Source organism: Streptococcus lishijunsis (assembly GCF_047290665.1).
Lineage (GTDB): Bacteria > Bacillota > Bacilli > Lactobacillales > Streptococcaceae > Streptococcus.
Genome location: NZ_JBLBUC010000014.1, coordinates 24,300 through 48,950 on the forward strand (window position 1 = coordinate 24,300; position 24,651 = coordinate 48,950).

The following is a 24,651-nucleotide window of genomic DNA, read 5'->3' on the forward strand; positions in this document are numbered from 1 at the left end:
ATGGTCAAAAATGAATTACTAGAAAAAGAAATCAACAAAACCATCAATGAAGCACGGGCAGATATACCAAAACCAGAAAAAAAGAAAAAGCCCATTTTCTACAAGTTGATTATTATCTTAATCACGATTGCTGTTTTATTTTCACTCTTTAGATTCTTATTCTAATGCAGTGTGACATTTATGGCTATTTTTTTCAAAAATAGTATTGACAGACAGACTATTTTCATGTAAAATAGTATTTGTCTTTTGGGGTATAGCCAAGCGGTAAGGCAAGGGACTTTGACTCCCTCATGCGTTGGTTCGAATCCAGCTACCCCAGTAGCCGATTTGGTTAATTTATGGTCCGTTGGTCAAGGGGTTAAGACACCGCCTTTTCACGGCGGTAACACGGGTTCGAATCCCGTACGGACTGTAGAAAAGAAAAAGCCAGCTACTAAAAGTAGCTGGCTTTTTCGTGCATGATTTATACCCAATGTTCAAATTGGGAGATATTGAGGATAATGTCAGTCACCTCTTGCGTGCTTTCTTTGCCACCTTGGTTAATCCAAAGTGAGATAACGCCCTCTAGGCTGGCAGTGAGAGCTTCAACAGCATAAGGAGCAGGGACTTGATAGCGTGTGATGACATATTGGTGACCTTTTGGAGTGAGTGCAATCACCATCTCTAAGAAGTGCTTAATGGTCTCTGAAAAGTTGGTATAGTGGCAGTTAGAAATGGCATAGAAAAAGGTAAAATCCTGATAAATATAGTCAAGGATAGCTTTTATCATCTGGTGTGGCGTGCGTTTAGTATCTGTGATGATAGCTGTCATATCAGCTATCGTTTCTTCTTTGAGTTGCTCCATAAGGTCATATTTATCAAGATAATGGAGGTAGAACGTTCCACGGTTAATGCCAGATGTTTGAGTGATTTTGCTGACGGAAATATCTTCAAAGTGTTCTGTTAGCAAGAGTTGCGTTAGGGCCTCTTTGATGTAAGTTTTGGTATGTGTTTGTCTTTGCTGTTTAGTACTCATCTGTTAAATCAACACTTTCTAAAATTTTGATCATTGTCTTTGACGCCATCTTAGTATATACTAAAAAGCATATTAAATCAACATTGTGTTTATTTAATATGATATAATACTATTATAGATTATCTAGGGTTAAGGAGAGGGTTGTTATGGCTTATATTGAGCTGAAACATAGCAGTAAAAGTTATCGCGTTGGGGATACTGAGATTGTGGCTAATAAGGATGTTAGCTTTGAGATTGAAAAGGGAGAGTTAGTCATTATCCTAGGAGCATCAGGTGCTGGTAAATCAACTGTCTTAAATATCCTTGGTGGGATGGATACAGCTGATCAAGGGCAAGTGATCATTGATGGGGTTGATATTGCTAGCTACAATGCTCACCAACTAACGACTTATCGTCGTCAGGATGTCGGCTTTGTCTTTCAATTTTATAATTTAGTGCCTAATCTGACGGCTAAGGAAAATGTCGAGTTGGCGTCAGAAATTGTCAAAGAAGCACTCGATCCTGTTCAAGTCTTGGGAGATGTCGGTCTTAGTCATCGTATTCATAATTTTCCAGCACAACTATCTGGAGGGGAGCAACAACGTGTAGCTATTGCTCGTGCGGTCGCTAAAAATCCTAAGTTATTACTTTGTGATGAGCCGACAGGAGCTCTTGATTATAAGACAGGCAAGCAAGTGCTCCAAATTTTACAAGATATGGCGCGCCAAAAAGGCGCTACGGTGGTCATTGTAACACACAACGCCGCTCTTGCTCCCATAGCAGATCGTGTGATTCGCATGCATGATGCTCAAGTGAAGGCTATCGAGCTAAATAACTCACCGAAGTCTATTATGGACTTGTCTTACTAGGAGGCGCTTATGCTAGGAAAAACTTATTGGAAGGATATTTGGCACTCCTTTACGCAGTCTAAGGGGCGTGTTATCTCTATCGTGTCGCTCATGGCACTAGGCTCCTTTGCTTTGATTGGACTTAAGGTGACTGGTCCTGATATGAAGGTGACTGGAGAGCATTTTTTTAGACAACATCAGGTCGCAGACTTATTTGTCATGAGTGATTATGGCTTGTCAGCATCTGACCAAGAGCTCCTCAACCAAGTCGATGATCAAGCTACTATTGAGTATGGTTACTTTAAAGATGTGACGCTTAGTCAGTCTAGTAAAGCCATTCGCCTTTTTTCAACACCTGAAGAAGTATCAACTTATGATCTTGTAGCAGGGAAACTGCCGACAAAGACAGACGAAATAGCCTTATCAGCAGCTTATGAAAAAAAGTATCAGATTGGTGATACGATTTCTGTTGTAGAAAAAGCTGATGGAAATAAGCCAGTCCTAACAAACCATGATTTTGTGATTACAGGTTTTGTGAATTCGTCAGAATTGCTCTCAAGAGTCAATCTAGGGCAGAGTTCGGCTGGAAGTGGAGAGCTAAGTGGTTATGCACTAGTTTCAGATAAGACCTTTAATTCTGATGTTTATATGATTGCGCGTCTGGCTTATGATGAGCTCAAACCGCTAAGCCCTTATGAACAGACTTATACCGATAAGGTATATGAAAAAAAGAGAGACCTTGAAAAACGACTTAAAAATCAGCCTGAAAAACGTCTCGCAGAGCTAACAGCAGAGCTTAAAAAGCAACTTGATGAAGGCTATCAAGAGCTTAGTAAAGGTAAAGATCAGCTTGAAAAAGCTAAGGAAGACTTAGCCAAAGCAAAAGCGCAGCTAGGAGATGCCTATCCACAAGAAGCTGCAAGTGACGCTCAAGCAAAGATTGACCAAGCGACAGCTCAGCTAGCGACAAAGGAAGCAGAGCTTAATAAAGCTAAAGAAAGCTTAGAGCAACTGGCGCTTCCTAATTATGCCGTCTATACGAGACGTGAAGTGCCAGGGGCAGAAGGTTACTTGTCTTATGCTAATAACGCTTCTATTATCGAAGCGGTTAGCAATATCTTCCCAGTAGCGCTTTATGTGATAGCCGCGCTAGTGACGTTTACGACCATGGTACGCTTTGTAGATGAAGAAAGGTTGAAAGCAGGCACGCTAAGGGCGCTTGGCTATGATAATAGAGCCATTAGTCGTAAATTTGTGATTTATGGAGCTGTCACAGGTCTTATAGGTACGGTTATTGGGACACTTATGGGACATTTGCTATTACCAAGTATTATTGATAAGACTTATAGTGACAAAATTATCTTAGCTCCTATTGAGCTTCATTTTTACCCGCTAGAGACAGTGCTAGCCTTATTTTTAGGGTTACTTAGTACGGTACTGCCAGCCCTCTTGGTGGTTCGTAGAGAGTTAGCTGAACAACCAGCCCAATTATTACTACCGAAAGCACCTGTGGCTGGCTCAACCATTTTAATGGAAAAAATCACCCCTTTATGGTCACGTATGAGCTTTACCCAAAAGGTCACCGCTAGAAATATCTTTCGTTATAAGCAGCGTATGTTGATGACGATTTTTGGGGTCTGTGGCTCAGTAGCCTTGCTGTTTTCAGGTCTTGGCATACGCTCTTCTATTGCGGATTTAAATAACCGTCAGTTTAGCGACCTGATTAAGTATGATATGATTGTGGCTAAAAAGGATCATGTAGATGATGTAGCTACTAAAGCTCTCAATCAAGAACTAAAAAGCGATGCTATCGCTAAGAATATGTCAGTCCACTATGAGACACTCTCAGCACTAGCAGGTGATCAGAAAGATGAGCAACAAATCACTCTCTTAACGGTCAATGCTGGTCAAGAAAAAGCCTTTCACGACTATATCAAGCTGGTCAATCGCCAAAAGAAAGCACAGCTGTCTTTGACAGATGATGGGGCAATTATTTCTGAAAAATTAGCGACCTTATTAGATATTGGTGTGGGAGACACCATTGATGTGACATCAAGTAATGACCAGAAGGTAGCGCTAAAAGTGGTAGGTGTTAGTGAGATGTACATGAGTCACTTTATCTTTATGAGTGACGCTTATTATGAGAAAGTCTTTAAGACTAGCCCTCACTCAAATGCTGACTTGATTATGTTAAAGGATGATTCTATAAAAAATACGAATAAAGTTGCCAGTCGTTTTATGGCACTTAGTGCTGTCAAAGGTGTCGTGCAAAATACCATTTTAAAGGAGCAAGTGAATACTATCGTCACCTCGCTCAACAGGGTCATGTATATCTTGATCATCACCTCCATCCTTTTGGCTATCGTTATTTTATACAATCTAACCAATATCAATGTGGCAGAGCGTATCCGTGAGTTATCTACCATTAAGGTGCTTGGTTTTTACAATCAAGAAGTGACCATGTATATTTATCGTGAGTCTATCTATTTATCACTGCTTGGTATTTTGTTAGGCTTTGTGATGGGAAATGCGCTTCACCGTTATATGCTAAGCGTGATTGCGCCAGATAATATTATGTTTAACCCTGCACTCCCTTATAGTGTTTACCTACTACCTGCCATACTTATCGTGCTTATTTTAGCGGTGCTTGGTCTTGTGGTCAATCAGTGGCTGAAAAAAGTGGACATGCTAGAGGCGCTTAAGTCAGTAGAGTAAGCTTTTCAGCAGATGAGATAGGAAAAGGCAAGCTTGGCTTGTCTTTTTTAGTACCAGAGGTTTTTAGACAAGTTGCTAATAAATGGCTATTTTATTAAAATAGTCTTGCTATTTCATTGTTGTTGCTCTATAATGTTAAGAAAGAGGTTAGTCTTTAAATGAAAACTATCATTAAATTATCCTTAATGACTTTAGTAAGTAGCTTATTTCTAATAAGTTACAAGGTTGAAGCTGTTAGTAAAACGTATAGAGTAGGGACAGCTATTTGCACTGACGCGTGATGTCATTGTTAATGGATGTCTTCCATAGCTGGAGACTATAATGATGCTCATAGTTGGGGACATAGATAACTTAGGGAGTTTTTGTGGTGACAAATAAGAAAGCTATTTTTTTGAATAATGTTGAGACACTCTATCGAAATCAAAGTCTTCATTTGAGTGCCAGTTTTAGAGAAGAACTCTTAAAGACGATACATGGTTTCAACAAAGGGGATAAGATTAGTTATCTAGCTTACCGTTTGTACCCTTATGTTTTAGAAGAATTGTTGTTGAACGATTCTAAAGAGTTGACTGTTTTTAAGACTTATTTAGAAAGAACAAGATGGAAATATTATCTCGGTGAAGTATTTTCTATGGCATTTGTGAGATTGTAAGATGAACAGGTATCGCCTAGTAATGTATTCACAATCAGACCAGCGAGATCATTTTACTAGGTAGATTAGGTATGGAGTTGGCTTAGGAGGCGTAATGATAATGAAAGACAAAAATGAAGCTATACTAGAAACGATGGATAAGATACTGGATTCTGGAGTGCTTGTTGATGATAAAGCATTAGAAACGATTTTTTTAGACGCTAGGAAGGCTATCTTGAGTGATCACTATGGTGCTTTAGCAAGCTTTAGTCATAAGTTGTCTTTATATCTGATGGAGCATGATTATAAAGCTCCTAAAGCTGTCATCAATTTGGCCAAACAAATCGTTAAAGAGCCTTTCAAAGAAAGAGGAAAGATATCGTTTTAGTGGATGTTGGCACTCTCTTTACGCTTTAAACAATAGCTAGCACTCTCTTTGGGGGTGCTTTTTGAGACTGTTAAACGGTGTTTAGCAGTTTTTTGTAGCAAAACGAGAAAGCGATTCCAAAAAAAGTCTTGCACTGCGATAAGTTATGCGCTATACTTAGGGTGAGAATTTTACTGATTTAGGAAGGTAAATAAAACGGAAACAATAATAATCAGGAAAATTGTAGGTATTGGTGCTTTGTTTTAGGGTTTTAGTGTAGGAGAGTTGATATGAGTAAAAAGTTTAAATGCCTTATAAGTTTTTGGTTTTAATGACAATGTTATCTGCAAATACGCCTTTTTTTATTTTTGCAGAACAACTTGGGAATGTAGCTACAGTTAGTGTTATGAATGAACAGGAAGAAGAGTTGACAGAAGTGGTTTAGTTTATGTTTGATAATGCTATTGTTTATGATGAATTAGGTAATGTCCATGATATAGATTTTGATATTATTTATCAAAAATATGGTTATACAAGTGAATTAGCTAATGTTGAAGAAATTGTAAAAAATGATAGAGAAAATAATGGTTTTGAAAATCAAGTCTTATTTCGTTCAGCTAATCCGGGAAGATGTGCAGTTGTAGCTATTCAAGATACTTTAGGAGTAGGAGCTATATCTGCTTTAATTGGTGGTGGAATTGTTGGTCTATTTATAACGTAAGGCTGCTAGTGAAGTTGCAAAGTTGGTTTTTAAAGCAGGAGCTGAGAGTATTGCGCCTGCAGCTGCTGCTTCATTGATTTGGAGTTTTGGTCGTTGTATGTGGTTTTAGTGATGAAACAAGTATTTTATAGTTTAATATTGGCTATTATTTTTATATCATCTAGATTTGTGTGGTTTCAAATAAAGTATTCACAATTTTATTATGACTTGTTGGGTACATTTATTTTGGCGCATTGATTATGATAATTGGTTCTTTTCTAAATAATAAATAGTAATGACGGATAGTATTAGTCTTAGCAATATAATATTAGGATTAACTATAATGACGTTTCTAAAATATCTAGGACTGTTTTGTTCTATTTTTGTACCTATTTTCTTAATAGATGTTTTATTTTGGTATTTTTTCAATGGAGAATTAATATCCTTTCGGATATGGCTGTTGCTTTAGGTTTTCTTTTAGTATGGCATTTTTCCAATCGGAAAAACTAAAAAATAATATGGCAAGCTAGTACAATTTTGATAGATATCCCATAATGGTAGGAATGAGGTTGACATGACGTTTATAAAGTATCTAGGATTGTTTTGTATTGGTTTTGTTATTTCTTTTTTGATAGATGTTGTATTATCGTTTTTATTTAAAGGTACAGTTAATGTATTTTCTGACATAGGGATTGCTTTGGGAGCGCTTTTGGCCGCTCGGTTTACAAAACCGTTTCACAAATAAAAGCTGATGTGAGGTCAGCTTTTTTGTTTAGTCTGGTCTATGTTGACGTCTATTGGCTTTTTGAGTTTGCTACTACTCATTGAGAAAAAGGATGAAAAATGGTACAATAAAACAGATAATTTATAAGTGGGAGAGACTATGCAATACTTTAATGTTGGAACAATTGTAAATACCCAAGGTTTACAAGGTGAGATGCGCGTGCTTAGTGTGACAGATTTTGCACAAGAACGCTTTAAAAAAGGGCAGGAGCTAGCACTTTTTGATGACAAAGACCACTTTGTGACTACTGTGACGATTGCTAGTCATCGCAAACATAAAAACTTTGATATTATTAAATTCAAAGATATGTATCATATCAATGCGATTGAGAAATATAAGGGGCATCGTCTCAAGATAGCCAAGGAAAATCTCCAAAAGCTTGATGATGGCGAATTTTATTACCATGAAATCATTGGATTAGAGGTCTATGAGGACGACACCTTTATCGGTCGTGTCAAGGAAATTTTACAACCTGGGGCAAATGATGTCTGGGTGGTGGCTAGAGAAGGCAAGCGTGATTTGTTGCTTCCTTATATTCCTCCTGTGGTTTTAGAGGTGGATAGGGATCATGGGCGAATTCAAGTGGCTATTATGGAAGGCTTAGACGATGAAGATTGATATTTTAACGCTTTTTCCAGAGATGTTTGCCCCTCTTGAGCATTCTATTGTTGGTAAAGCGACTGACAAGGGGATTTTGGATATTAACTATCATAATTTTCGAGAGAAAGCGCTCAAAGCTAGGCATGTTGATGACGAGCCTTATGGCGGTGGACAAGGGATGTTACTACGTGCACAGCCGATTTTTGATACCTTTGATAGTCTTAATGCTCAAAAGGCACGTGTCATTTTATTGGATCCAGCAGGGCGTCAGTTTGATCAACATTATGCAGAAGAGCTTGCTAAAGAAGAAGAGCTAGTTTTTATTTGTGGGCATTATGAGGGCTATGATGAGCGTATCAAGACTTTAGTGACTGATGAGATTTCCTTGGGTGATTTTGTATTGACTGGTGGAGAGTTGGCTGCGATGACTATTATTGACGCTACGGTGCGTCTATTGCCAGATGTCATCGGTAAGGAAGTCAGTCATCAAGATGATAGTTTTTCATCAGGTTTATTAGAATACCCACAGTACACGAGACCATACGAGTATAGAGGCATGACGGTTCCAGAAGTGTTGATGAGTGGACACCATGAAAATATTCGTAAATGGCGTTTAAAGCAGAGCTTGAAAAAGACCTTGGAGCGTCGTCCAGATCTTTTAAAACACTACACGTTTACTGAGGAAGAAGAGGCTATTTTTCAAAATATTTTGGAAGAACAACATATCTCAAAAGAAGATGTGCTATAATAAAAGGCATACAAAGCGTGTGTCTTTTGTTTTTGAAAAAAGCTCATCAAAGATAGCGATGAGATGAGTAATTGATAGCTATAGCTGAGATGCTATTAGACTATGACGGATAAGGAGTGTATATTATGTCAGAACAAGAAGTATTATACGATATTACCATTATCGGAGGAGGTCCAGTGGGGCTTTTTGCCGCTTTTTATGCAGGTCTTCGTGGAATGAAGGTCAAGATTATTGAGAGCTTGTCAGAATTAGGTGGGCAACCTGCTATTCTTTATCCTGAAAAAATGATGTATGATGTACCAGGCTTTCCAGCTGTTACGGCTCAAGAGCTTGTTGAGCGCTTGATTGAGCAGTTAGAGCGTTTTAAAGACCGTACGGAGATTTGCCTAAAAGAAGAGGTGTTAACATTTGGAAAAAATGACGACAGTTTTACCATTACGACGACTAAAGGCACTCACCTCTCAAGGGCGATTATTATCGCTTGCGGTAATGGTGCTTTTTTACCTCGTAAGCTAGGCTTGGTTGATGAGGAGCTTTATGCGGATAATAACCTGTTTTACAATGTGCATCAGCTAGAGCCTTTTAGAGACAAGCGTGTGGTTATCTGTGGAGGCGGAGATTCTGCCATTGATTGGGCAAATCATCTTGATGGTATTGCCAAGTCAGTCACTTTAGTCCATCGCAGAGAAGCCTTTAGGGCTCATGAGCATAGCGTGGAGATGTTAAAAGCGTCGCAAGTCGAGATATTAACGCCATATATTCCTTTAGAGTTGAGAGGTGATGGTGAGTTTGTCAGCCAATTAGTGGTGCAAAAAGTCAAATCCGACGACACTATTGTGCTAGATGTTGATGCGCTTATCGTTAGTTTTGGTTTTTCGACATCCAATAAAAACCTCAAGCAATGGCATCTTGATCACAAGCGGACAAGCATACATGTCAATGCTTTGATGCAAACTAGCCAAGAAGGTGTGTATGCTATTGGTGATGCGGCCAGTTACGAGGGTAAGGTAGAGTTGATTGCGACAGGATTTGGAGAGGCGCCTATAGCTGTCAATCAAGCTATCAGCCATATTTATCCTGAGAGGGACAACCGTTTGGTTCACTCGACATCCTTATTTAAAGATTAAGATAAAGTAGTGTCGTACTACTTTTCTTTTTGAGGTATTTGAAAGTTTTTGGGAGATTTTGCTTGACAATAGTAAAATTTAGGGTATAATAGTTTGTGTAATCGTTTGCAAGGGAGGTGTCGTCTATCTTAAAATCAAAGCGTAAGCAGTTGATTATGGCGTCTTTAGAGCGTGATGATTATGTCACTTTAGACTTTTTAACAACTCAAACAGAGACCTCTGAATCGACTATTAGACGTGATTTAGATGAGTTGGAAGCACAAGGTTTGTTGACGCGCGTCCACGGTGGTGCTGAGCGTAGGCATTATTTGAGAGAGGAATTAAGCAATCAGCAAAAATCTGTCAAAAATGCGCACGACAAAGCCTTGATTGCTAAAAGAGCTGCTCAGTTGATAGAAGAGCATGATGTTGTCTTTATAGATTCAGGGACGACGACGGAATTTCTGATTGATCAGATTATGCCTAAGGATATCACAGTGGTGACCAACTCGATTCACCATGCTGCAAGATTGGTTGATAAGGGGGTAAAAACCATTATCATAGGAGGTATGGTCAAAATTGCCACAGATGCTAGTATCGGTCAGATGGCAATAGAGCAGATAAGTCGTCTCAATCTGGACAAAGCTTTTATCGGTATGAACGGTGTGGATGATGCCTTTTTAACGACACCAGATTTGGATGAGGCTGCGATTAAGCGAACCATTATGGCTAATAGTCAGCAGACTTTTATTTTGGCTGATGCATCTAAATTGGGTCAAAAAGCCTTTATCAAGGTAGATACTATTGATAAAGCAAGCCTTATTACAAGTAAGTGCGACCTTTCCTTGTTGCAAACAATAAAGAAAAAAATGAAGGTGATTGAAGTATGATTTATACGGTAACGCTAAATCCCTCAATTGACTTTATCGTTCGTCTGGACGCCCTAGAGTTAGGGAGTGTCAATCGAATGACCAGCGATGACAAGTACGCTGGTGGTAAAGGGATAAATGTTAGTCGTGTCTTAAAGCGTTTAGACATTGATAATAGCGCCACAGGCTTTATCGGTGGTTTTACAGGCCGTTTTGTAAGAGACGGCTTGGTGTCTGAAGGTATTACAACAGAGTTTGTGGAAGTGGACCAAGACACACGCATCAATGTAAAAATTAAAGCTGATACAGAGACTGAAATCAACGGTGCAGGTCCTGTGATTAGTGAGGAGCAACTCGATGCGTTAAAAGACGTGCTGAAAAGACTCTCTAGTCAGGATGTGGTTGTGTTTGCAGGGTCTGCGCCAGCAAGTCTAGGCAATCAAGTCTATAAGAGTTTGATTTCGCTTGTTAAAGAGACAGGAGCACAAGTCGTTTGTGATTTTGAAGGGCAGACACTACTTGATGCGCTTGATTATCAGCCTTTGTTAGTTAAGCCTAATAATCATGAGTTATCAGCTATTTTTGGTGTTACGCTCTCTAGCATAGCTGATATTGAGCGCTATGCCAGAGAGTTGCTCAATAAAGGAGCACAGCATGTGATTATTTCCATGGCTGGTGATGGTGCACTTCTAGTGACTAAAGAGGGTGCTTATTTTGCTAAGCCTGTCAAAGGGCAAGTGAAAAATTCTGTTGGGGCTGGTGATTCGATGGTGGCTGGCTTTACTGGTAAATATGTTACAACAGGAGACATCCTTGAGGCATTTAAATGGGGAGTGGCTTGCGGAACTGCGACTACTTTCTCAGATGATTTAGCTACTAGAGCGTTTATTGAAACTATTTATGAAAAAGTGGAGGTTGAAAAACTATGAAAATTCAAGACTTACTTCGTAAAGAAGTCATGATTATGGACTTGAGTGCCAGAACCAAAGAAGCTGTTATTGATGAGATGATTACAAAGCTTGTCGATAAAGGTATCGTTAATGATTTTGATACCTTTAAAACAGGTATCATGAATCGTGAGGCGCAGACATCAACAGGTCTAGGTGACGGCATTGCGATGCCCCACAGCAAAAATAAGGCGGTGACAAAACCGACTGTCTTATTTGCCAAATCTAGTCAAGGCGTTGATTATGAGGCTCTTGATGGGCAACCTGTCTATCTCTTCTTTATGATTGCGGCACCAGATGGTGCTAATGACACACACTTAGCTGCTTTGGCAGAATTATCCAAATACCTATTGAAACCAGGTTTTGCTGATAAGTTGAAAACAGCTACAACTCCAGATCAAGTGATTGCGACATTTGACCAAGCTGAAGATGATACCAAGGCAGCTGCTGAAAAAGAAGAAGCTAACAGCAAACCAGCACAAGGTCAAGACTTTATCGTAGCTGTTACCGCTTGTACAACAGGAATTGCCCACACCTACATGGCTGAAGAAGCGTTGAAAAAACAAGCTGAAGAGATGGGTGTAGCTATCAAAGTCGAAACTAATGGTGCTTCTGGTGTTGGCAATAAATTGACAGCAGATGATATCAAACGTGCTAAAGGGGTTATTATTGCAGCTGATAAGGCTGTCGATATGCCACGTTTTGATGGTAAACCATTGATTTCACGCCCAGTAGCTGACGGTATCAAAAAATCAGAAGAATTGATTACGACTGTCTTAGATGGCAAGGCCAGTGTCTATCATGCTGCAAACGCTAGTCAAGCCAGCACAGACTCTGCTGAGAAGCTAAGTCTTGGCGGTGCCTTTTATAAGCACTTGATGAGTGGTGTCTCTCAAATGTTACCATTTGTCATTGGTGGTGGGATTATGATTGCCCTAGCATTCTTGCTGGATAATCTGTTAGGTGTGCCACGTGACCAACTTGCTAATCTAGGTAGTTACCATGAAATTTCAGCTCTTTTCAAGAGCATTGGTGGTTTAGCCTTTAACTTTATGTTGCCAGTACTAGCAGGCTACATTGCTTATTCTATTGCTGAAAAGCCAGGTCTTGTAGCTGGTTTTGTAGCAGGTGCTATCGCCTCTAACGGTTTAGCTTGGGGCAAGGTACCTTACGCTTTAGGTGGTGAAGAAACACTTGCCTTAGCAGGTGTTCCATCAGGTTTCCTTGGCGCTTTAGTAGGTGGTTTTCTTGCTGGTGGTGTGATTTTAGCACTTAAGAAAGTCTTAGCAGGTCTTCCTCGCTCTCTTGAAGGAATCAAATCTATCCTACTTTACCCACTTCTTGGTGTCCTTGTGACAGGCTTCTTGATGCTGTTTGTCAATATCCCAATGGCAGCTATCAATACAGGTCTTAACAATTTCCTTGAGAGTCTCTCTGGTAGCTCAGCTATTTTAATGGGACTTATTCTTGGTGGTATGATGGCTATTGATATGGGTGGTCCATTTAACAAGGCAGCTTATGTCTTTGGTACAGGAACACTGGCTGCTAGTGTGACAGACGGTGGTTCTGTGGTCATGGCAGCAGTCATGGCTGGTGGTATGGTACCTCCACTTGCTATCTTTGTAGCAACACTTTTATTTAAAGATAAATTCACTGAAGAAGAACGCAATTCAGGCTTGACCAATATTATCATGGGACTATCCTTTATTACAGAAGGTGCGATTCCATTTGCAGCAGCTGACCCAGCACGTGCTATTCCAAGTTTTGTAGCAGGTTCTGCCTTGACAGGTGCTTTAGTTGGCTGGGCTGGTATCAAATTGATGGCACCACACGGTGGTATCTTTGTTATCGCTTTGACAAGTAATGCTCTCTTATATCTTCTCTTTGTCTTGATTGGAGCAGTGGTTTCAGGTATCCTATTTGGTGCCCTTCGTAAACCAGCTAAAGATTACTAATAAGAACAGAAACTGAGCTTGGCTCAGTTTCTTTTTTTGAGTGTTAATATAGTTTAAAACTATACCTAGTTCTTTATCTATAGCTTGAAACTATACCAAAGCATAAAAAGATACAATGCGTAAACCTATTGATTTCATCACGTTCTATGTGTAAAATATAAACCATAACAAAAAAGTAATGTTATAGTTTTAAGCAATGTCAGATATGGGAGGTAGTTATGGTAGCAGTTTCAAGTTTAGGGTATCCACGTTTGGGAGAAAATCGTGAATGGAAACAATTGATTGAACAGTATTGGGCAGGAAAGATTAGCCAAGAGGAGCTAGAGGACGGAGCACGTGCTCTTCGATTAGCGTTTTTGAAAAAACAAGCAGAGGCTGGTTTGGATTTGATTCCTGTGGGTGATTTTTCACTGTATGATCATATTTTAGACTTATCTGTACAGTTTGGGATTATTCCAAAGCGCTTTGACAAGGAAGAAGATGATTTAGACCGTTATTTTGCTTTGGCTCGTGGGACAAAGGACAGTGTTGCCTCTAGCATGAAAAAATGGTTTAACACAAACTATCACTATATTGTTCCCGAGTGGAGCAAGCAACGTCCTCAATTGACCAATCACCGCTTGTTGGATTTGTATCTTGAAGCTAGAGAGGTTGTAGGTGATAAGGCAAAACCAGTCATTACAGGTCCTATCACTTATGTTGCTCTCTCCTCAGGCGTGACGGACTTTACAGCAGCCGTTAAAAGCCTTCTACCACTTTATAAGCAGATTTTTACAGAATTATTAGAAGCAGGGGCGACTTATATTCAAGTAGATGAGCCAATCTTTGTGACTGATGAAGGGGCGGCTTATCTTGAGGCAGCTAAGGCAGTTTATGCGTATTTTGCCAAGCAAGTCCCAAAAGCTAAATTGATTTTCCAGACTTATTTTGAAGCCTTGATTGATGCTAGAGCCTTAGCGGAATTGCCAGTAGCCGCTTTTGGATTGGATTTTGTGCATGGTTTAGATGAAAATCTAGCAGCGGTAGAAGAAGGTTTGTTTAGCGACAAGGAGCTCTTTGCAGGGGTTATTGATGGACGTAATGTCTGGTCAGCTGATTTTACAGCAGTATCTGAACTTGTAGCTAGTTTAGCGACTCACACTAAAAAGCTTGTTCTTCAACCATCTTGCTCACTCTTACATGTACCTGTAACAACTAAATACGAGGATAAGTTGGAATCAGTGTTGAAAAATGGTCTTGCATTTGCTGATGAAAAATTGAAGGAAATCAAACTGCTAGCGGAACACTTAGAAGGTATTCATACCCCTCAATATACTGAGCATATTGCGCATTTTGAGGCTTTGCAAGCAGCAGATTTTCGTCATGTTGATTTAGAAGATTTAGCTACGGTTAAAAGGGAGCGTCAATCAGACTATGCGACTCGTCAAAAACTGCAAGCAGAACGCCTACAATTACCGTTGCTGCCGACGACAACCATCGGTTCTTTCCCACAATCACCAGAAGTGCGTCGGACACGTTTGGCTTGGAAACGAGGGGATATTACTGATAAAGAATACCGTGAGTTTATCCGTGCGGAAATTGCTCGCTGGGTAAGGATTCAAGAAGACCTAGATATTGATGTCTTGGTACATGGTGAATTTGAGCGTGTTGATATGGTTGAGTTCTTTGGGCAACAACTAGCAGGCTTTACGACAACACAATTTGGTTGGGTGCAATCTTATGGCTCTCGCGCGGTAAAACCTCCGATTATCTACGGTGATGTCAAGCATATAGCACCATTGACAGTTGAGGAGACAGTCTATACTCAAAGTTTGACAGATCGACCTGTCAAAGGGATGCTTACAGGTCCTATCACAATTACCAATTGGTCGTTTGAGCGTACGGATATTGCGCGTAGCGAGCTATTCAATCAAATTGGTCTAGCTATCAAGGATGAAATCAAGTTGTTAGAAGATGCGGGTATTGCCATTATTCAGGTGGATGAGGCAGCGCTTCGTGAGGGACTTCCACTTCGTAAAGCTAAACAAAAAGCTTACCTAGAAGATGCGGTGGAGGCTTTCCATATTGCGACGTCTTCGGTCAAAGATGAGACACAAATTCATACCCATATGTGTTATTCTAAGTTTGATGAAATCATTGAGGCGATTCGTGACTTGGATGCCGATGTTATCTCTATTGAGACAAGTCGTAGTCATGGTGATATTATTGAGTCCTTTGAGACGACGGTCTATCCGCTAGGTATTGGTCTTGGTGTTTATGATATCCATTCCCCACGGGTCCCTACAAAAGAGGAGATTGTCGCTAATATCGAGCGTTCTTTACAACAGTTATCGCCTAAACAATTTTGGGTCAATCCTGACTGTGGTCTTAAAACCCGCCGTGAGCCTGAGACCAAAGCAGCGCTTGAAACTCTAGTGGAAGCAACCAAGGCGGTCCGCCAAAGACTCGGTTATCAGTAAATGAAATCATATGGAAGAAAATGCTTGTGACGTGCAAGCATTTTTCCACACAAAAGGAGATAGATTATGTCAAGACCTCCCTTATTAGAAGCATTATCCTCGTCTATTTTGGTGGCTGACGGAGCGATGGGGACGCTACTTTATGCTAATGGATTAGATACTTGCCACGAATACTATAATCTCAGTCACCCTGAAGAGATAAGAGCCATTCATGATAGCTATATCAAGGCAGGAGCTGATATTATTCAGACAAATACGTATGGTGCTCAGCGTCATCGTCTAAAGTCTTATGACTATGATGACAAGGTGAAAGAGATTAACCAAGCTGCAGCTTATCTAGCAAGACAAGCTGCAGGTGAGGATATCTATGTATTGGGGACGATAGGTGCCTCAAGAGGTTTAAAACAGTGTGATTTACCGCTTGATGAGATTATCAAAGAAACAGTAGAGCAAGCTCGTTATTTGCTTGAGACAGAGCAGCTAGATGGCTTACTTTTAGAGACCTATTATGACATGGAGGAGTTGACCACAGTCCTAGAGGTGCTTCGTCCAATGACTGACTTGCCTATCATCACAAATGTTACCTTGCACGAAGCAGGTATCACTGAAAATGGGCGCCCCTTGCTAGAGGCTTTTAGCCAGCTGGTGATGTTGGGAGCTGATGTTGTCGGCTTAAATTGTCATCTTGGTCCTTATCATATGATCCAATCGCTCAAGCAGATTCCCTTATTTGCCCAGTCTTATTTAGCCGCTTACCCTAATGCGAGTCTGCTATCTTATGAAGCAGATGGCAGTAGTGGGCGTTATCAATTTAGTCAAAATGCAGCCTACTTTGGCGAGAGTGCACAATACCTTGTGGCAGAAGGTGTGCGTTTAATAGGAGGCTGCTGTGGGACAACGCCAGAGCATATTAAGCGTATTAAGCGAGCCGTATCTCATTTACAGCCTGTTACCAAAAAAACAGTCACCCCACTTGTAGATGAGGAGATCCTGATAAAGGCGTCTCAAAAGACGGAAACCTTGGTAGATAAAGTGGCAAAAGAGGTGACTATTATTGCAGAGCTTGATCCTCCAAAGACTCTTGATATTGAAAGCTTTAAAGAAGGTATTCAAGCGCTAGATAAAAAAGGGATTGCAGCGATTACTTTGGCGGATAATTCTTTAGCACGTACTAGGATTTGCAATTTAAGCTTGGCAGCTCTTTTAAAAGAGACAACGCAGACACCTTTTTTACTCCACATGGCCTGTCGTGACCACAATATGATTGGTTTACAATCACGTCTCATGGGTATGGATGTCCTTGGTTTTGATCATCTACTAGCGATTACAGGAGATCCTTCTAAGATGGGTGATTTCCCTGGGGCGACTAGTGTCTATGACGTAACTAGCTTTAAGTTATTGAAGTTGATTAAAGATTTGAATCAAGGGAGAGGCTATAGTGGAGCTAGCCTTAAGAAAGCCACCCATTTTACAGTGGCAGCTGCTTTTAACCCTAATGTTCCCAATCTTGCGAGAACAGGACGCTTGATTGCTAAAAAAAGGGAAGCTGGAGCAGATTATTTCATCACACAACCTATTTTTGAAACCAGTGTTATTGATGATTTAGCAGCCTTAACTAAAGACTGTCCGACACCATTTTTTATCGGTATCATGCCGATTACAAGTTATAACAATGCTGTCTTTTTACACAATGAAGTTCCAGGTATTTCCTTGTCGAATGATTTTTTAGACAGATTAGCCGCTGTCAAAGAGGATAAAAAAGCTTGTCAAGAGTTGGCGTTGTCAGAGAGTAAGGCACTTATTGATAAGGCTTTGGAGCATTTTAAGGGCATTTATCTGGTGACGCCGTTTATGCGCTATGATTTAACGCTTGAGTTGATTGATTATATTCAAGAAAAAACAGCTTAAAGAAAAAACGACTGACGCATGCGTCAGTCGTTTTATGGGTTATTTGTGATTGTTAGAGCTGGTGAACTTTGTTATAATAGACGTAATAAAAATGAGGTAGTCATCAATGGAATTAGTGTACACAGATATGAGTCATGATATGACCGAGATTTTAGTTAAGAAAGCAAGTAAAGCTGCTGATATGGGGAAGCGGGTTTTTTATATTGCCCCCAACTCTCTGTCTTTTGAAAAAGAGAGAGCCGTGCTTGAATTGTTGGAAAAGAAAGCTTCCTTTACCATTACCATTACTCGCTTTGAGCAGATGGCAAGATACTTTTTACTTAACAAGCCTAGCCAAGAAAAAAGCCTCAATGATGCTGGTTTGGCAATGCTTTTTTATCGTGCCCTTAGCCAATTGGATGATAATAGTTTACCCTTATTGGCTCGCTTAAAAAAAGATCCTAACTTTATCAAACAGTTGGTTGATCTCTATAAAGAATTGCAGGCTGCTAATCTAACGATTTTGGATTTAGACAAGATACCTTCGACTGAAAAATATCAGGCTTTGAAGACCATTTTTTTAGCCTTCAATGACTTATTGAGACAAGGCCATTATGACAACCAAACAAAGCTTTCTTTTTTCCGTGACGAGCTAGCCTCTAGTACTTTGGATAAGACGCTCAGTGATACGGTGGTAGTGATTGATGGTTTTACTCGCTTTTCAGCCGAAGAAGAAGAGCTAGTTGGTTTATTAGAAAGCAAATGCCATCAAGTTGTCATAGGGACGTATATCAGCCCAAAAGCGCAGCGTGCAACCTTTTTGACAGGTAATGTCTATCAAGCTAGTCTTGATTTTATGAGAGATTTAGCGCAGCGATTTGAGGTAAAACCTGTCTATGAGACGTCAAGTTGGCAAGGCTTAGAAGCGTTTAGGGAACTATCCCAATTATTTGAGGCAAACCATGACTTTACAGCTTCTGGTGAGCAACTAAGCCAAGAGAGTAAGGCTCACGTAGCTATTTGGCAGGCTAGCAATCAAAAAGAGGAGATTGAGTGGGTCGCTAGAGCTATTCGACAGCAACTTTTTGAAGGTAAGCGTTATAAGGATATACTGGTACTCCTTGGTGATGTCGATGCTTATAGTCTGCAAATAAAGCAGATTTTTGAACAATATGATATCCCCCACTATATCGCTAAAGCTGAGAGTATGAGTACTCATCCCTTGGTCAATCTGATTTCGAGTTTAGAGCGCTTAAAACGTTATCATTTTCGTGGTGAAGATGTGATTAACCTTGTCACATCGGGTCTCTATACAAGGGTTAGCCAAGCAGATTTGGATTACTTTACCCATTATATCAGCTATGCGGACCTTAAAGGGCGTAAGGCTTTTTTTAGTGACTTTACCTTATCTGATCAAGGAAAATATCACCTAGAGCGTCTAAATGCGATTCGTAAATGCTTGATGGAACCACTTGAGCAGCTGATGAAAGCTCGTAAGCAATCAGGTGCAGGATTGCTTAAAAAACTGATTCATTTTTGTGAGGCTATTGATCTACCTTACAATATGTCCCGTCTTGTCAAAGATGCCTCCTCTAGCGAACAAGAAAAAGAAGAGCAGGTTTGGAAGACCTTTATGGACTTGTTGACACAATTTCAAACGATTTTTGACAAGGAGAAGTTAGCCTTAGAAGAGTGTTTATCGTTGTTGAGTGCAGCGTTATTACAGGCTGATTATCGAACGGTTCCTGCGACTGTTGATGTGGTAACGATTCGCTCTTATGACTTAGTAGAGCCACACACCAAGCCCTATGTCTTTGCTTTAGGAATGATACAATCCAATTTTCCTAAGCTAGCTAAAAATAGGTCGCTCATCTCAGATGAGGAGCGTCAGCTAATCAATGACAGTGTAGCAGCTGGTCGGTTAGATATTGTCTATAAAGAAGCAAGTAAGAAAAGTCATTTCACTGCTTTGTCTCTTTTTAATGCAGCTACAGAGAGTCTCGTCTTGACACTACCTAGCTTACTTAATGAAACTGCGGATATGATGTCTCCTTATCTTAGTGAGCTAAAAGCTATGGGAGTGCCTTTTGAGCATAAGCAGTTGCAAAAAGAGCGTATAGATGCGACTAATATTGCTAGCTACAAAGCTTTGTTATCACGTTTAGTGGATTTTGCTAACGACAGTTTAGCGCTTAGACAAGAAATGACGAAAAGTCAAAAGCAATTTTGGTCTGTCTTAGTGCGCTACCTTCGTCGTAAAATGGCTAAAGAAGGTATTGAAATGCCTTTATTATACGAGAGCGTGGAGACCACACCTGTATCAAAAGAAGCTATTGAGGCACGCTTTGCGCTAGATGAAGCCCTACGGTTATCCTCAAGTGCACTTACTACTTTTTATAATAATCAATACAAGTATTTTTTACAATATGTGCTAAATCTTCAAGAAGAGTCTAGTGTTCATCCTGATGCGAGACATCACGGTACTTACTTGCACCGTGTTTTTGAGTTGGTGATGAGAGATGATGCGGATAGTCATATAGATACTAAGATAGAAAAAGCGATTAAGACGGTTAATCAAGAAGCTAATTTCAAAGCACAGTATGCTATGGATGAAGAAGGACGCTATTCACTTAGTGTTTTAGAAGATATTGCGCGTGCGACGGCTAGTTTGTTTAAACGCCATACCAATCAGGTCACCCAAGATGAGGAGGAGCGCTTTAGCTGGCAGGTCAATGAGGACATCATCGTCAATGGGATTATTGACCGTGTGGATAGACTTGCTGATGGTAGTTTGGGGGTTATTGATTATAAATCAAGTGAGCAGAAGTTTGATATTGGTCTTTTTTACAATGGGCTTAACTCGCAACTAGTGACCTATCTAGCTGCTTTAAAAGAGAGCTATGACCTTGATATTGAGCAGATGTTTGGGGCTATGTACCTTCATATGCAGGAGCCTAAACTAAAACTGAAAGATGTCATCTCGTTAGAGGAATTACAGGCCAAAGTACATCGTCAGCTTCGTTATACAGGGCTGTTTCTTGAAGATGAGAAAGCTTACCTGGCTGATGGCAACTTTGCTATCAGTCGCTCGACTAAGCTATATAGCAAGGATGAGATTGCTGTATTACTGGCATATAATAAACAACTTTATCAATATGCTAACAAGGCGATTAGAAGTGGTTATTTTGATATCAATCCCTACACCATAGATGATAGGAGTGTCAAAGGTGACCAGCTGAAAGCTATTACAGGTTTTGAAGCAGATCGTCATATGCGATACGCTAGATCCTTTATGCGTTTTCCAAAAGGAAAAGTAGAGGATTATCTTGACACTATGAAAGTAGAACTAGAGGAGGAAGATGATGCGCTTTGAGCCTTTTTTAAGCCCAGAAACTATCGTGCAATTACAAGAAAGAGAAGCCAAATCTGATAAAGAGCAAAAACGAACACCAGAGCAGATTGAGGCTATCTATACCAATGGTAATAATGTCCTAGTATCAGCTTCGGCAGGGTCTGGTAAGACCTTTGTAATGGTCGAGCGTATCATGGACCAATTAACACGTGGCGTCGGTATTGATGAGCTGTTCATCTCCACCTTTACCGTCAAAGCAGCAAGTGAGTTAAAAGAGCGTTTAGAAACTAAGCTAAGAGAAAAAATCAATACAGAAACAAACACTGAATTGAAGGCATTTCTCACTCAACAACTCGCAAATGTCCAATTGGCAGATATCGGGACTATGGATGCCTTTACCCAAAAATTGCTGAGCCAATACGGTTATACGCTAGGCATTTCACCACAATTTCGCATTTTACAAGATGATAATGAGCAACTACTGATTAAAAATGACGTCTTTGCAGATTTATTTGCAGACTATATGCAAGGTAAAGACGCTGATTTATTTATGCGTTTGGTCAAAAATGTTTCAGGCAATGCCAAAAGTAGTCAGGTTTTTCGTCAAGAGGTTTATAAGATTTATACCTTCAGCCAAGCCACAGATAATCCCCAATATTGGCTAGACGAGATTTTTTTAAAGGGGGCAAAGACCTACACAGACCTTGCAAGTTTAGGTCATCAGGTAGTTGATGAGATTATCAAGGAGATGCAAGATACTGCAGATAAACTAGAAGATATCACCAATCTAGAAGGCTATCGTCAACAAACAGCGAAAGGTAAGATTTCAGCAACTTATCAAAAACACCTTAATATAATAGCATCTTTGAGAGAGTGGGCGCTTCATTTTGATAGCTTATATGGACTGTCAGGTCTGGGACGATTGGCAAAAGATAGTCTAGCGCTTCTTCCTAAGTCACTGTCAGTTGCTGGGAAAAAATACGATATCTTTACGCCACTTCGACAACTCATGTCTCAGTATGTACATATCGATATCATTATCGCCTCTCAACAAGAAGCGCTCCCTATGCTTGAACTTCTACAAGCCTTTGTACGTGATTTTTCTGAGCAGTATCTACAAGCTAAAATGCAGGAATCAGCCTTTGAATTCTCAGACATCAGTCATTTGGCGATTCGTATTTTAGAAGAAAACGAGGCGATTCGTAAGCACTATCAAGAGCGCTATCACGAGGTGATGGTCGATGAGTACCAAGATAACAACCATACGCAAGAACGTTTGCTAGAGTTATTGTCTAATGGTCACAATCGCTTTATGGTGGGTGATATCAAGCAGTCGATTTACCGTTTTCGTCAGGCTGACCCTCAGATTTTTAATCATAAATTTAAAGATTTTCAAAAGCATCCAGAGCATGGTTCACTGATTATTTTAAAAGAAAATTTCCGTAGCCAATCAGAAGTTGTTGATAGCACCAATGACGTTTTTAAGCATTTAATGGACGAGGAAGTAGGCGAAATTCTCTACGATGATAGCCATGCCTTGAAGGTAGGAAGTGAAGGCCAAGCGATAGCTAAGCCTCACAATCAAACGCAGATACTCTTGTTTGATGAAGAGAGTATTGAAGAGGATTTTGATTTTGCCGACATACGTTTGGTGGCTAAGGAGATTATTCGTCTTCATCAGAAAGAGCAGGTGGCTTTTGAGGATATGGCTCTCCTCGTTTCGACACGAACACATAATAACGCTATCATAAAGACCTTAGAGTCTTATGGTATTCCTGTTCTTAGTGATAGTGGTGAGAAGCATTATCTTGAGTCTCTTGAGGTTATGGTCATGCTAGATACCCTACGAGCTATTCAAAATCCGTTAAATGACTACGCATTGGTAGCTCTCTTGCGTTCCCCCATGTTTGCCTTTAACGAAGATGATTTGACACGTCTATCTTTACAAAGCCCTGCTCATTTTAAAAAGCAGTTTTTTGAAAAGATACAGTTGGCTCATTCAGCTCAAGGAGACAAACAAGAGCTGATCACAGACGCTCTAGCTCAAAAAGTAGCCTTATTTTTAGAGATATTTACAGCGTGGCGGACTTTTTCAAAGACACATTTATTGTATGACTTGATTTGGAAGATTTATCAAGATCGCTTTTACTATGATTATGTGGGTAATCTCCCCAACAGTCAGCAACGTCAAGCCAATCTGTATGCCCTAGCCTTACGGGCAAATCAGTATGAGCGCTCAGGATTTAAAGGTCTATCCCGCTTTATCACGATGATTGACAAGGTTATCAGCAATGACAAGGACTTGATGGAAGTCGAGATGAATGTGTCTAAAGATGCTGTCAATCTGATGACTATCCATAATAGTAAAGGTTTGGAATTCAAATATGTCTTTATCTTGAGTATTCATAAAGAGTTCAATACAGATGATGTGAAAAGCCCTATGTTGCTAAGTCGAGATCTAGGGATTGGTATCAAGTATTTGGTAGATTTAAAAGAAGAAGTGGGCGATCCTTTCCTGCCTAAAGTTATGGCTAGCGTTGAGACCTTTGCTTATCAGATGATTGAAAAAGAGATACGCCTAGCCTTATTATCAGAGCGTATGAGACTTCTTTATGTTGCAATGACACGAGCTAAGGAGCGCCTGTATTTGGTCGGACAAGCTAACTCTAGAACTTGGTCAGATAAGTATAGCGGTGTATCCGAAGCCAACCATCTACCTGTTTCTGATAGAAAACGATACCGTCGCATTCAGGATTGGTTACTAGCTATCTATACTACCTATCAAAAATCTAATCTCGCTTTTAGTCTTGATTTTGTCAGTGAGCGTGATTTGACAGATGAGTGTATCGGAAGTATCACACAAGAGCTTCCTTTTGATGTCGATGATCAAGCAGAAAACCGTCAGACCGACGAAATTCGTCAAGCGATAGCATCCCTAGAAGCTGTTGAGACGCTCAATCAAAGCTATCAGGCAGCCATTGACCTCCCTAGCGTCCGCACGCCAAGTCAGGTCAAAAAATTGTACGAACCTATAAGTGATATTGAAGGTGTCGATATTTTAGAGAAGCGAGAGAGTCTTGCGAGTTTTGACTTTAAAGCATTAGACCAGCAGAAAAAGGTTGACGCTGCTTTGGTCGGAAGTACTGTGCATCAGCTAATGCAGGCTCTTGATATGACACGACCGCTTACTCAGTCTACTCTTAGGCTAACGCTTAATCAACTGGATATTGATGACAAGCTAAAGAAGCAGATTCATCTTGATAAGATAGAAGCTTTCTTTAAAGACACGGCGCTTGGTCAGTTGATTCAAACAGAGCATAAGCATCTTTATCGTGAAGCTCCATTTGCTATGTTAAAGAAAGATAAAAATAGTGGGGAATCCTTTGTTGTACGTGGGATTGTTGATGGTTATTTGTTATTTGACGATAGGATTGTTCTCTTTGACTATAAGACTGATAAATTCACCGATGCAGGCAAGATTAAAGAGCGATATGCCTCTCAAATGCAACTTTATGCGGAGGCGTTAAGCCAATCTTATGGCATCTCTCATGTTGAAAAGTATTTGGTGTTACTAGGCGGACAAGAACTACACGTGGTTACTTTGGACTAATGATTAAAAAGACCGTTGAGAAAACTGAACTGCACCCCAAAAGTTAGACATAAAATCTAACAATTGGGGTGCTTTTCTT

The 24,651-nt window shown here is 40.1% G+C and carries 18 protein-coding genes and 2 tRNA genes; 19 read left to right on the plus strand and 1 reads right to left on the minus strand.

Features of this window, described 5'->3' with window-relative positions; genetic code table 11:
- The 3 genes from ACLN19_RS06560 to ACLN19_RS06570 all read left to right on the plus strand — a co-directional run bounded on the left by ACLN19_RS06560 (position 1) and on the right by ACLN19_RS06570 (position 412).
- On the plus strand, positions 1-165 hold the full coding sequence (locus tag ACLN19_RS06560; protein WP_413384556.1) for a hypothetical protein: 165 nt from the start codon (positions 1-3) through the stop codon (positions 163-165).
- Positions 166-247: 82 nt separating this feature from the next.
- Positions 248-319, plus strand: a tRNA-Gln gene (locus ACLN19_RS06565).
- Between the two features lie 21 nt (positions 320-340).
- A tRNA-Glu gene (locus ACLN19_RS06570) sits at positions 341-412 on the plus strand.
- 51 nt (positions 413-463) lie between these two features.
- Here ACLN19_RS06570 and ACLN19_RS06575 read toward each other — a convergent pair.
- The gene (locus ACLN19_RS06575) at positions 464-1,015 is read right to left on the minus strand and encodes a TetR/AcrR family transcriptional regulator (protein WP_413384558.1); all 552 of its coding nucleotides are present in this window, start codon (positions 1,013-1,015) and stop codon (positions 464-466) included.
- A gap of 146 nt (positions 1,016-1,161) precedes the next feature.
- Between ACLN19_RS06575 and ACLN19_RS06580 the strand changes: the two genes are divergently transcribed.
- The 16 genes from ACLN19_RS06580 (at position 1,162) to addA (ending at position 24,572) form a co-directional block, all read left to right on the plus strand.
- Complete coding sequence (locus ACLN19_RS06580) at positions 1,162-1,863, plus strand: ABC transporter ATP-binding protein (protein ID WP_413384560.1); 702 nt, start codon at positions 1,162-1,164, stop codon at positions 1,861-1,863.
- A 9-nt stretch (positions 1,864-1,872) separates the two neighbouring features.
- Entirely contained in the window at positions 1,873-4,557 is a 2,685-nt protein-coding gene (locus ACLN19_RS06585; protein WP_413384562.1) for an FtsX-like permease family protein, read from the plus strand.
- A 367-nt stretch (positions 4,558-4,924) separates the two neighbouring features.
- On the plus strand, positions 4,925-5,209 hold the full coding sequence (locus tag ACLN19_RS06590; RefSeq protein WP_413384564.1) for a bacteriocin immunity protein: 285 nt from the start codon (positions 4,925-4,927) through the stop codon (positions 5,207-5,209).
- 100 nt (positions 5,210-5,309) lie between these two features.
- Positions 5,310-5,576 (plus strand): bacteriocin immunity family protein, encoded by a 267-nt coding sequence (locus ACLN19_RS06595; protein ID WP_413384566.1) that lies wholly within the window; start codon positions 5,310-5,312, stop codon positions 5,574-5,576.
- A 286-nt stretch (positions 5,577-5,862) separates the two neighbouring features.
- Positions 5,863-6,000 (plus strand): hypothetical protein, encoded by a 138-nt coding sequence (locus tag ACLN19_RS06600; protein WP_413384568.1) that lies wholly within the window; start codon positions 5,863-5,865, stop codon positions 5,998-6,000.
- A gap of 3 nt (positions 6,001-6,003) precedes the next feature.
- The gene (locus ACLN19_RS06605; protein ID WP_413384569.1) at positions 6,004-6,276 is read left to right on the plus strand and encodes a hypothetical protein; all 273 of its coding nucleotides are present in this window, start codon (positions 6,004-6,006) and stop codon (positions 6,274-6,276) included.
- An 862-nt stretch (positions 6,277-7,138) separates the two neighbouring features.
- A complete protein-coding gene (gene rimM / locus ACLN19_RS06610) occupies positions 7,139-7,657 on the plus strand; it encodes a ribosome maturation factor RimM (protein ID WP_413384571.1) in 519 nt (172 codons plus the stop codon).
- Positions 7,647-8,387 carry a tRNA (guanosine(37)-N1)-methyltransferase TrmD gene (gene trmD / locus ACLN19_RS06615; protein WP_413384573.1) on the plus strand — a complete coding sequence of 247 codons (741 nt, stop codon included), beginning with the start codon at positions 7,647-7,649 and terminating at the stop codon, positions 8,385-8,387. The genes rimM and trmD overlap by 11 nt, the downstream gene beginning before the upstream one ends.
- A 125-nt stretch (positions 8,388-8,512) precedes the next feature.
- Positions 8,513-9,514: an NAD(P)/FAD-dependent oxidoreductase gene (locus tag ACLN19_RS06620; protein ID WP_413384575.1), complete on the plus strand. Its 1,002-nt coding sequence runs from the start codon at positions 8,513-8,515 to the stop codon at positions 9,512-9,514.
- Between the two features lie 125 nt (positions 9,515-9,639).
- A complete protein-coding gene (locus tag ACLN19_RS06625; protein ID WP_413384589.1) occupies positions 9,640-10,383 on the plus strand; it encodes a DeoR/GlpR family DNA-binding transcription regulator in 744 nt (247 codons plus the stop codon).
- Positions 10,380-11,291 (plus strand): 1-phosphofructokinase, encoded by a 912-nt coding sequence (gene pfkB / locus ACLN19_RS06630; protein ID WP_413384577.1) that lies wholly within the window; start codon positions 10,380-10,382, stop codon positions 11,289-11,291. Before ACLN19_RS06625 ends, pfkB begins: the two co-directional genes overlap by 4 nt.
- Positions 11,288-13,264: a PTS fructose transporter subunit IIABC gene (locus ACLN19_RS06635; RefSeq protein WP_413384579.1), complete on the plus strand. Its 1,977-nt coding sequence runs from the start codon at positions 11,288-11,290 to the stop codon at positions 13,262-13,264. The genes pfkB and ACLN19_RS06635 overlap by 4 nt, the downstream gene beginning before the upstream one ends.
- A 218-nt stretch (positions 13,265-13,482) precedes the next feature.
- The gene (metE, locus tag ACLN19_RS06640) at positions 13,483-15,723 is read left to right on the plus strand and encodes a 5-methyltetrahydropteroyltriglutamate--homocysteine S-methyltransferase (protein WP_413384581.1); all 2,241 of its coding nucleotides are present in this window, start codon (positions 13,483-13,485) and stop codon (positions 15,721-15,723) included.
- 66 nt (positions 15,724-15,789) lie between these two features.
- On the plus strand, positions 15,790-17,631 hold the full coding sequence (locus tag ACLN19_RS06645; RefSeq protein WP_413384583.1) for a bifunctional homocysteine S-methyltransferase/methylenetetrahydrofolate reductase: 1,842 nt from the start codon (positions 15,790-15,792) through the stop codon (positions 17,629-17,631).
- A 106-nt stretch (positions 17,632-17,737) separates the two neighbouring features.
- A complete protein-coding gene (gene rexB / locus ACLN19_RS06650; protein ID WP_413384586.1) occupies positions 17,738-20,983 on the plus strand; it encodes an ATP-dependent nuclease subunit B in 3,246 nt (1,081 codons plus the stop codon).
- On the plus strand, positions 20,973-24,572 hold the full coding sequence (addA, locus tag ACLN19_RS06655) for a helicase-exonuclease AddAB subunit AddA (RefSeq protein WP_413384591.1): 3,600 nt from the start codon (positions 20,973-20,975) through the stop codon (positions 24,570-24,572). The genes rexB and addA overlap by 11 nt, the downstream gene beginning before the upstream one ends.
- The last annotated feature ends 79 nt before the right edge of the window (positions 24,573-24,651 follow it).

What these genes read in the sequence shown, in the direction of transcription:
- ACLN19_RS06560 (WP_413384556.1), top strand. Translation starts at nt 1, where the DNA reads ATGGTCAAAAATGAATTACTAGAAAAAGAAATCAACAAAACCATCAAT.
- ACLN19_RS06575 (WP_413384558.1), bottom strand. Translation starts at nt 1,015, where the DNA reads ATGAGTACTAAACAGCAAAGACAAACACATACCAAAACTTACATCAAA.
- ACLN19_RS06580 (WP_413384560.1), top strand. Translation starts at nt 1,162, where the DNA reads ATGGCTTATATTGAGCTGAAACATAGCAGTAAAAGTTATCGCGTTGGG.
- ACLN19_RS06585 (WP_413384562.1), top strand. Translation starts at nt 1,873, where the DNA reads ATGCTAGGAAAAACTTATTGGAAGGATATTTGGCACTCCTTTACGCAG.
- ACLN19_RS06595 (WP_413384566.1), top strand. Translation starts at nt 5,310, where the DNA reads ATGAAAGACAAAAATGAAGCTATACTAGAAACGATGGATAAGATACTG.
- ACLN19_RS06600 (WP_413384568.1), top strand. Translation starts at nt 5,863, where the DNA reads ATGCCTTATAAGTTTTTGGTTTTAATGACAATGTTATCTGCAAATACG.
- ACLN19_RS06605 (WP_413384569.1), top strand. Translation starts at nt 6,004, where the DNA reads ATGTTTGATAATGCTATTGTTTATGATGAATTAGGTAATGTCCATGAT.
- rimM (WP_413384571.1), top strand. Translation starts at nt 7,139, where the DNA reads ATGCAATACTTTAATGTTGGAACAATTGTAAATACCCAAGGTTTACAA.
- trmD (WP_413384573.1), top strand. Translation starts at nt 7,647, where the DNA reads ATGAAGATTGATATTTTAACGCTTTTTCCAGAGATGTTTGCCCCTCTT.
- ACLN19_RS06620 (WP_413384575.1), top strand. Translation starts at nt 8,513, where the DNA reads ATGTCAGAACAAGAAGTATTATACGATATTACCATTATCGGAGGAGGT.
- pfkB (WP_413384577.1), top strand. Translation starts at nt 10,380, where the DNA reads ATGATTTATACGGTAACGCTAAATCCCTCAATTGACTTTATCGTTCGT.
- ACLN19_RS06635 (WP_413384579.1), top strand. Translation starts at nt 11,288, where the DNA reads ATGAAAATTCAAGACTTACTTCGTAAAGAAGTCATGATTATGGACTTG.
- metE (WP_413384581.1), top strand. Translation starts at nt 13,483, where the DNA reads ATGGTAGCAGTTTCAAGTTTAGGGTATCCACGTTTGGGAGAAAATCGT.
- ACLN19_RS06645 (WP_413384583.1), top strand. Translation starts at nt 15,790, where the DNA reads ATGTCAAGACCTCCCTTATTAGAAGCATTATCCTCGTCTATTTTGGTG.
- rexB (WP_413384586.1), top strand. Translation starts at nt 17,738, where the DNA reads ATGGAATTAGTGTACACAGATATGAGTCATGATATGACCGAGATTTTA.
- addA (WP_413384591.1), top strand. Translation starts at nt 20,973, where the DNA reads ATGCGCTTTGAGCCTTTTTTAAGCCCAGAAACTATCGTGCAATTACAA.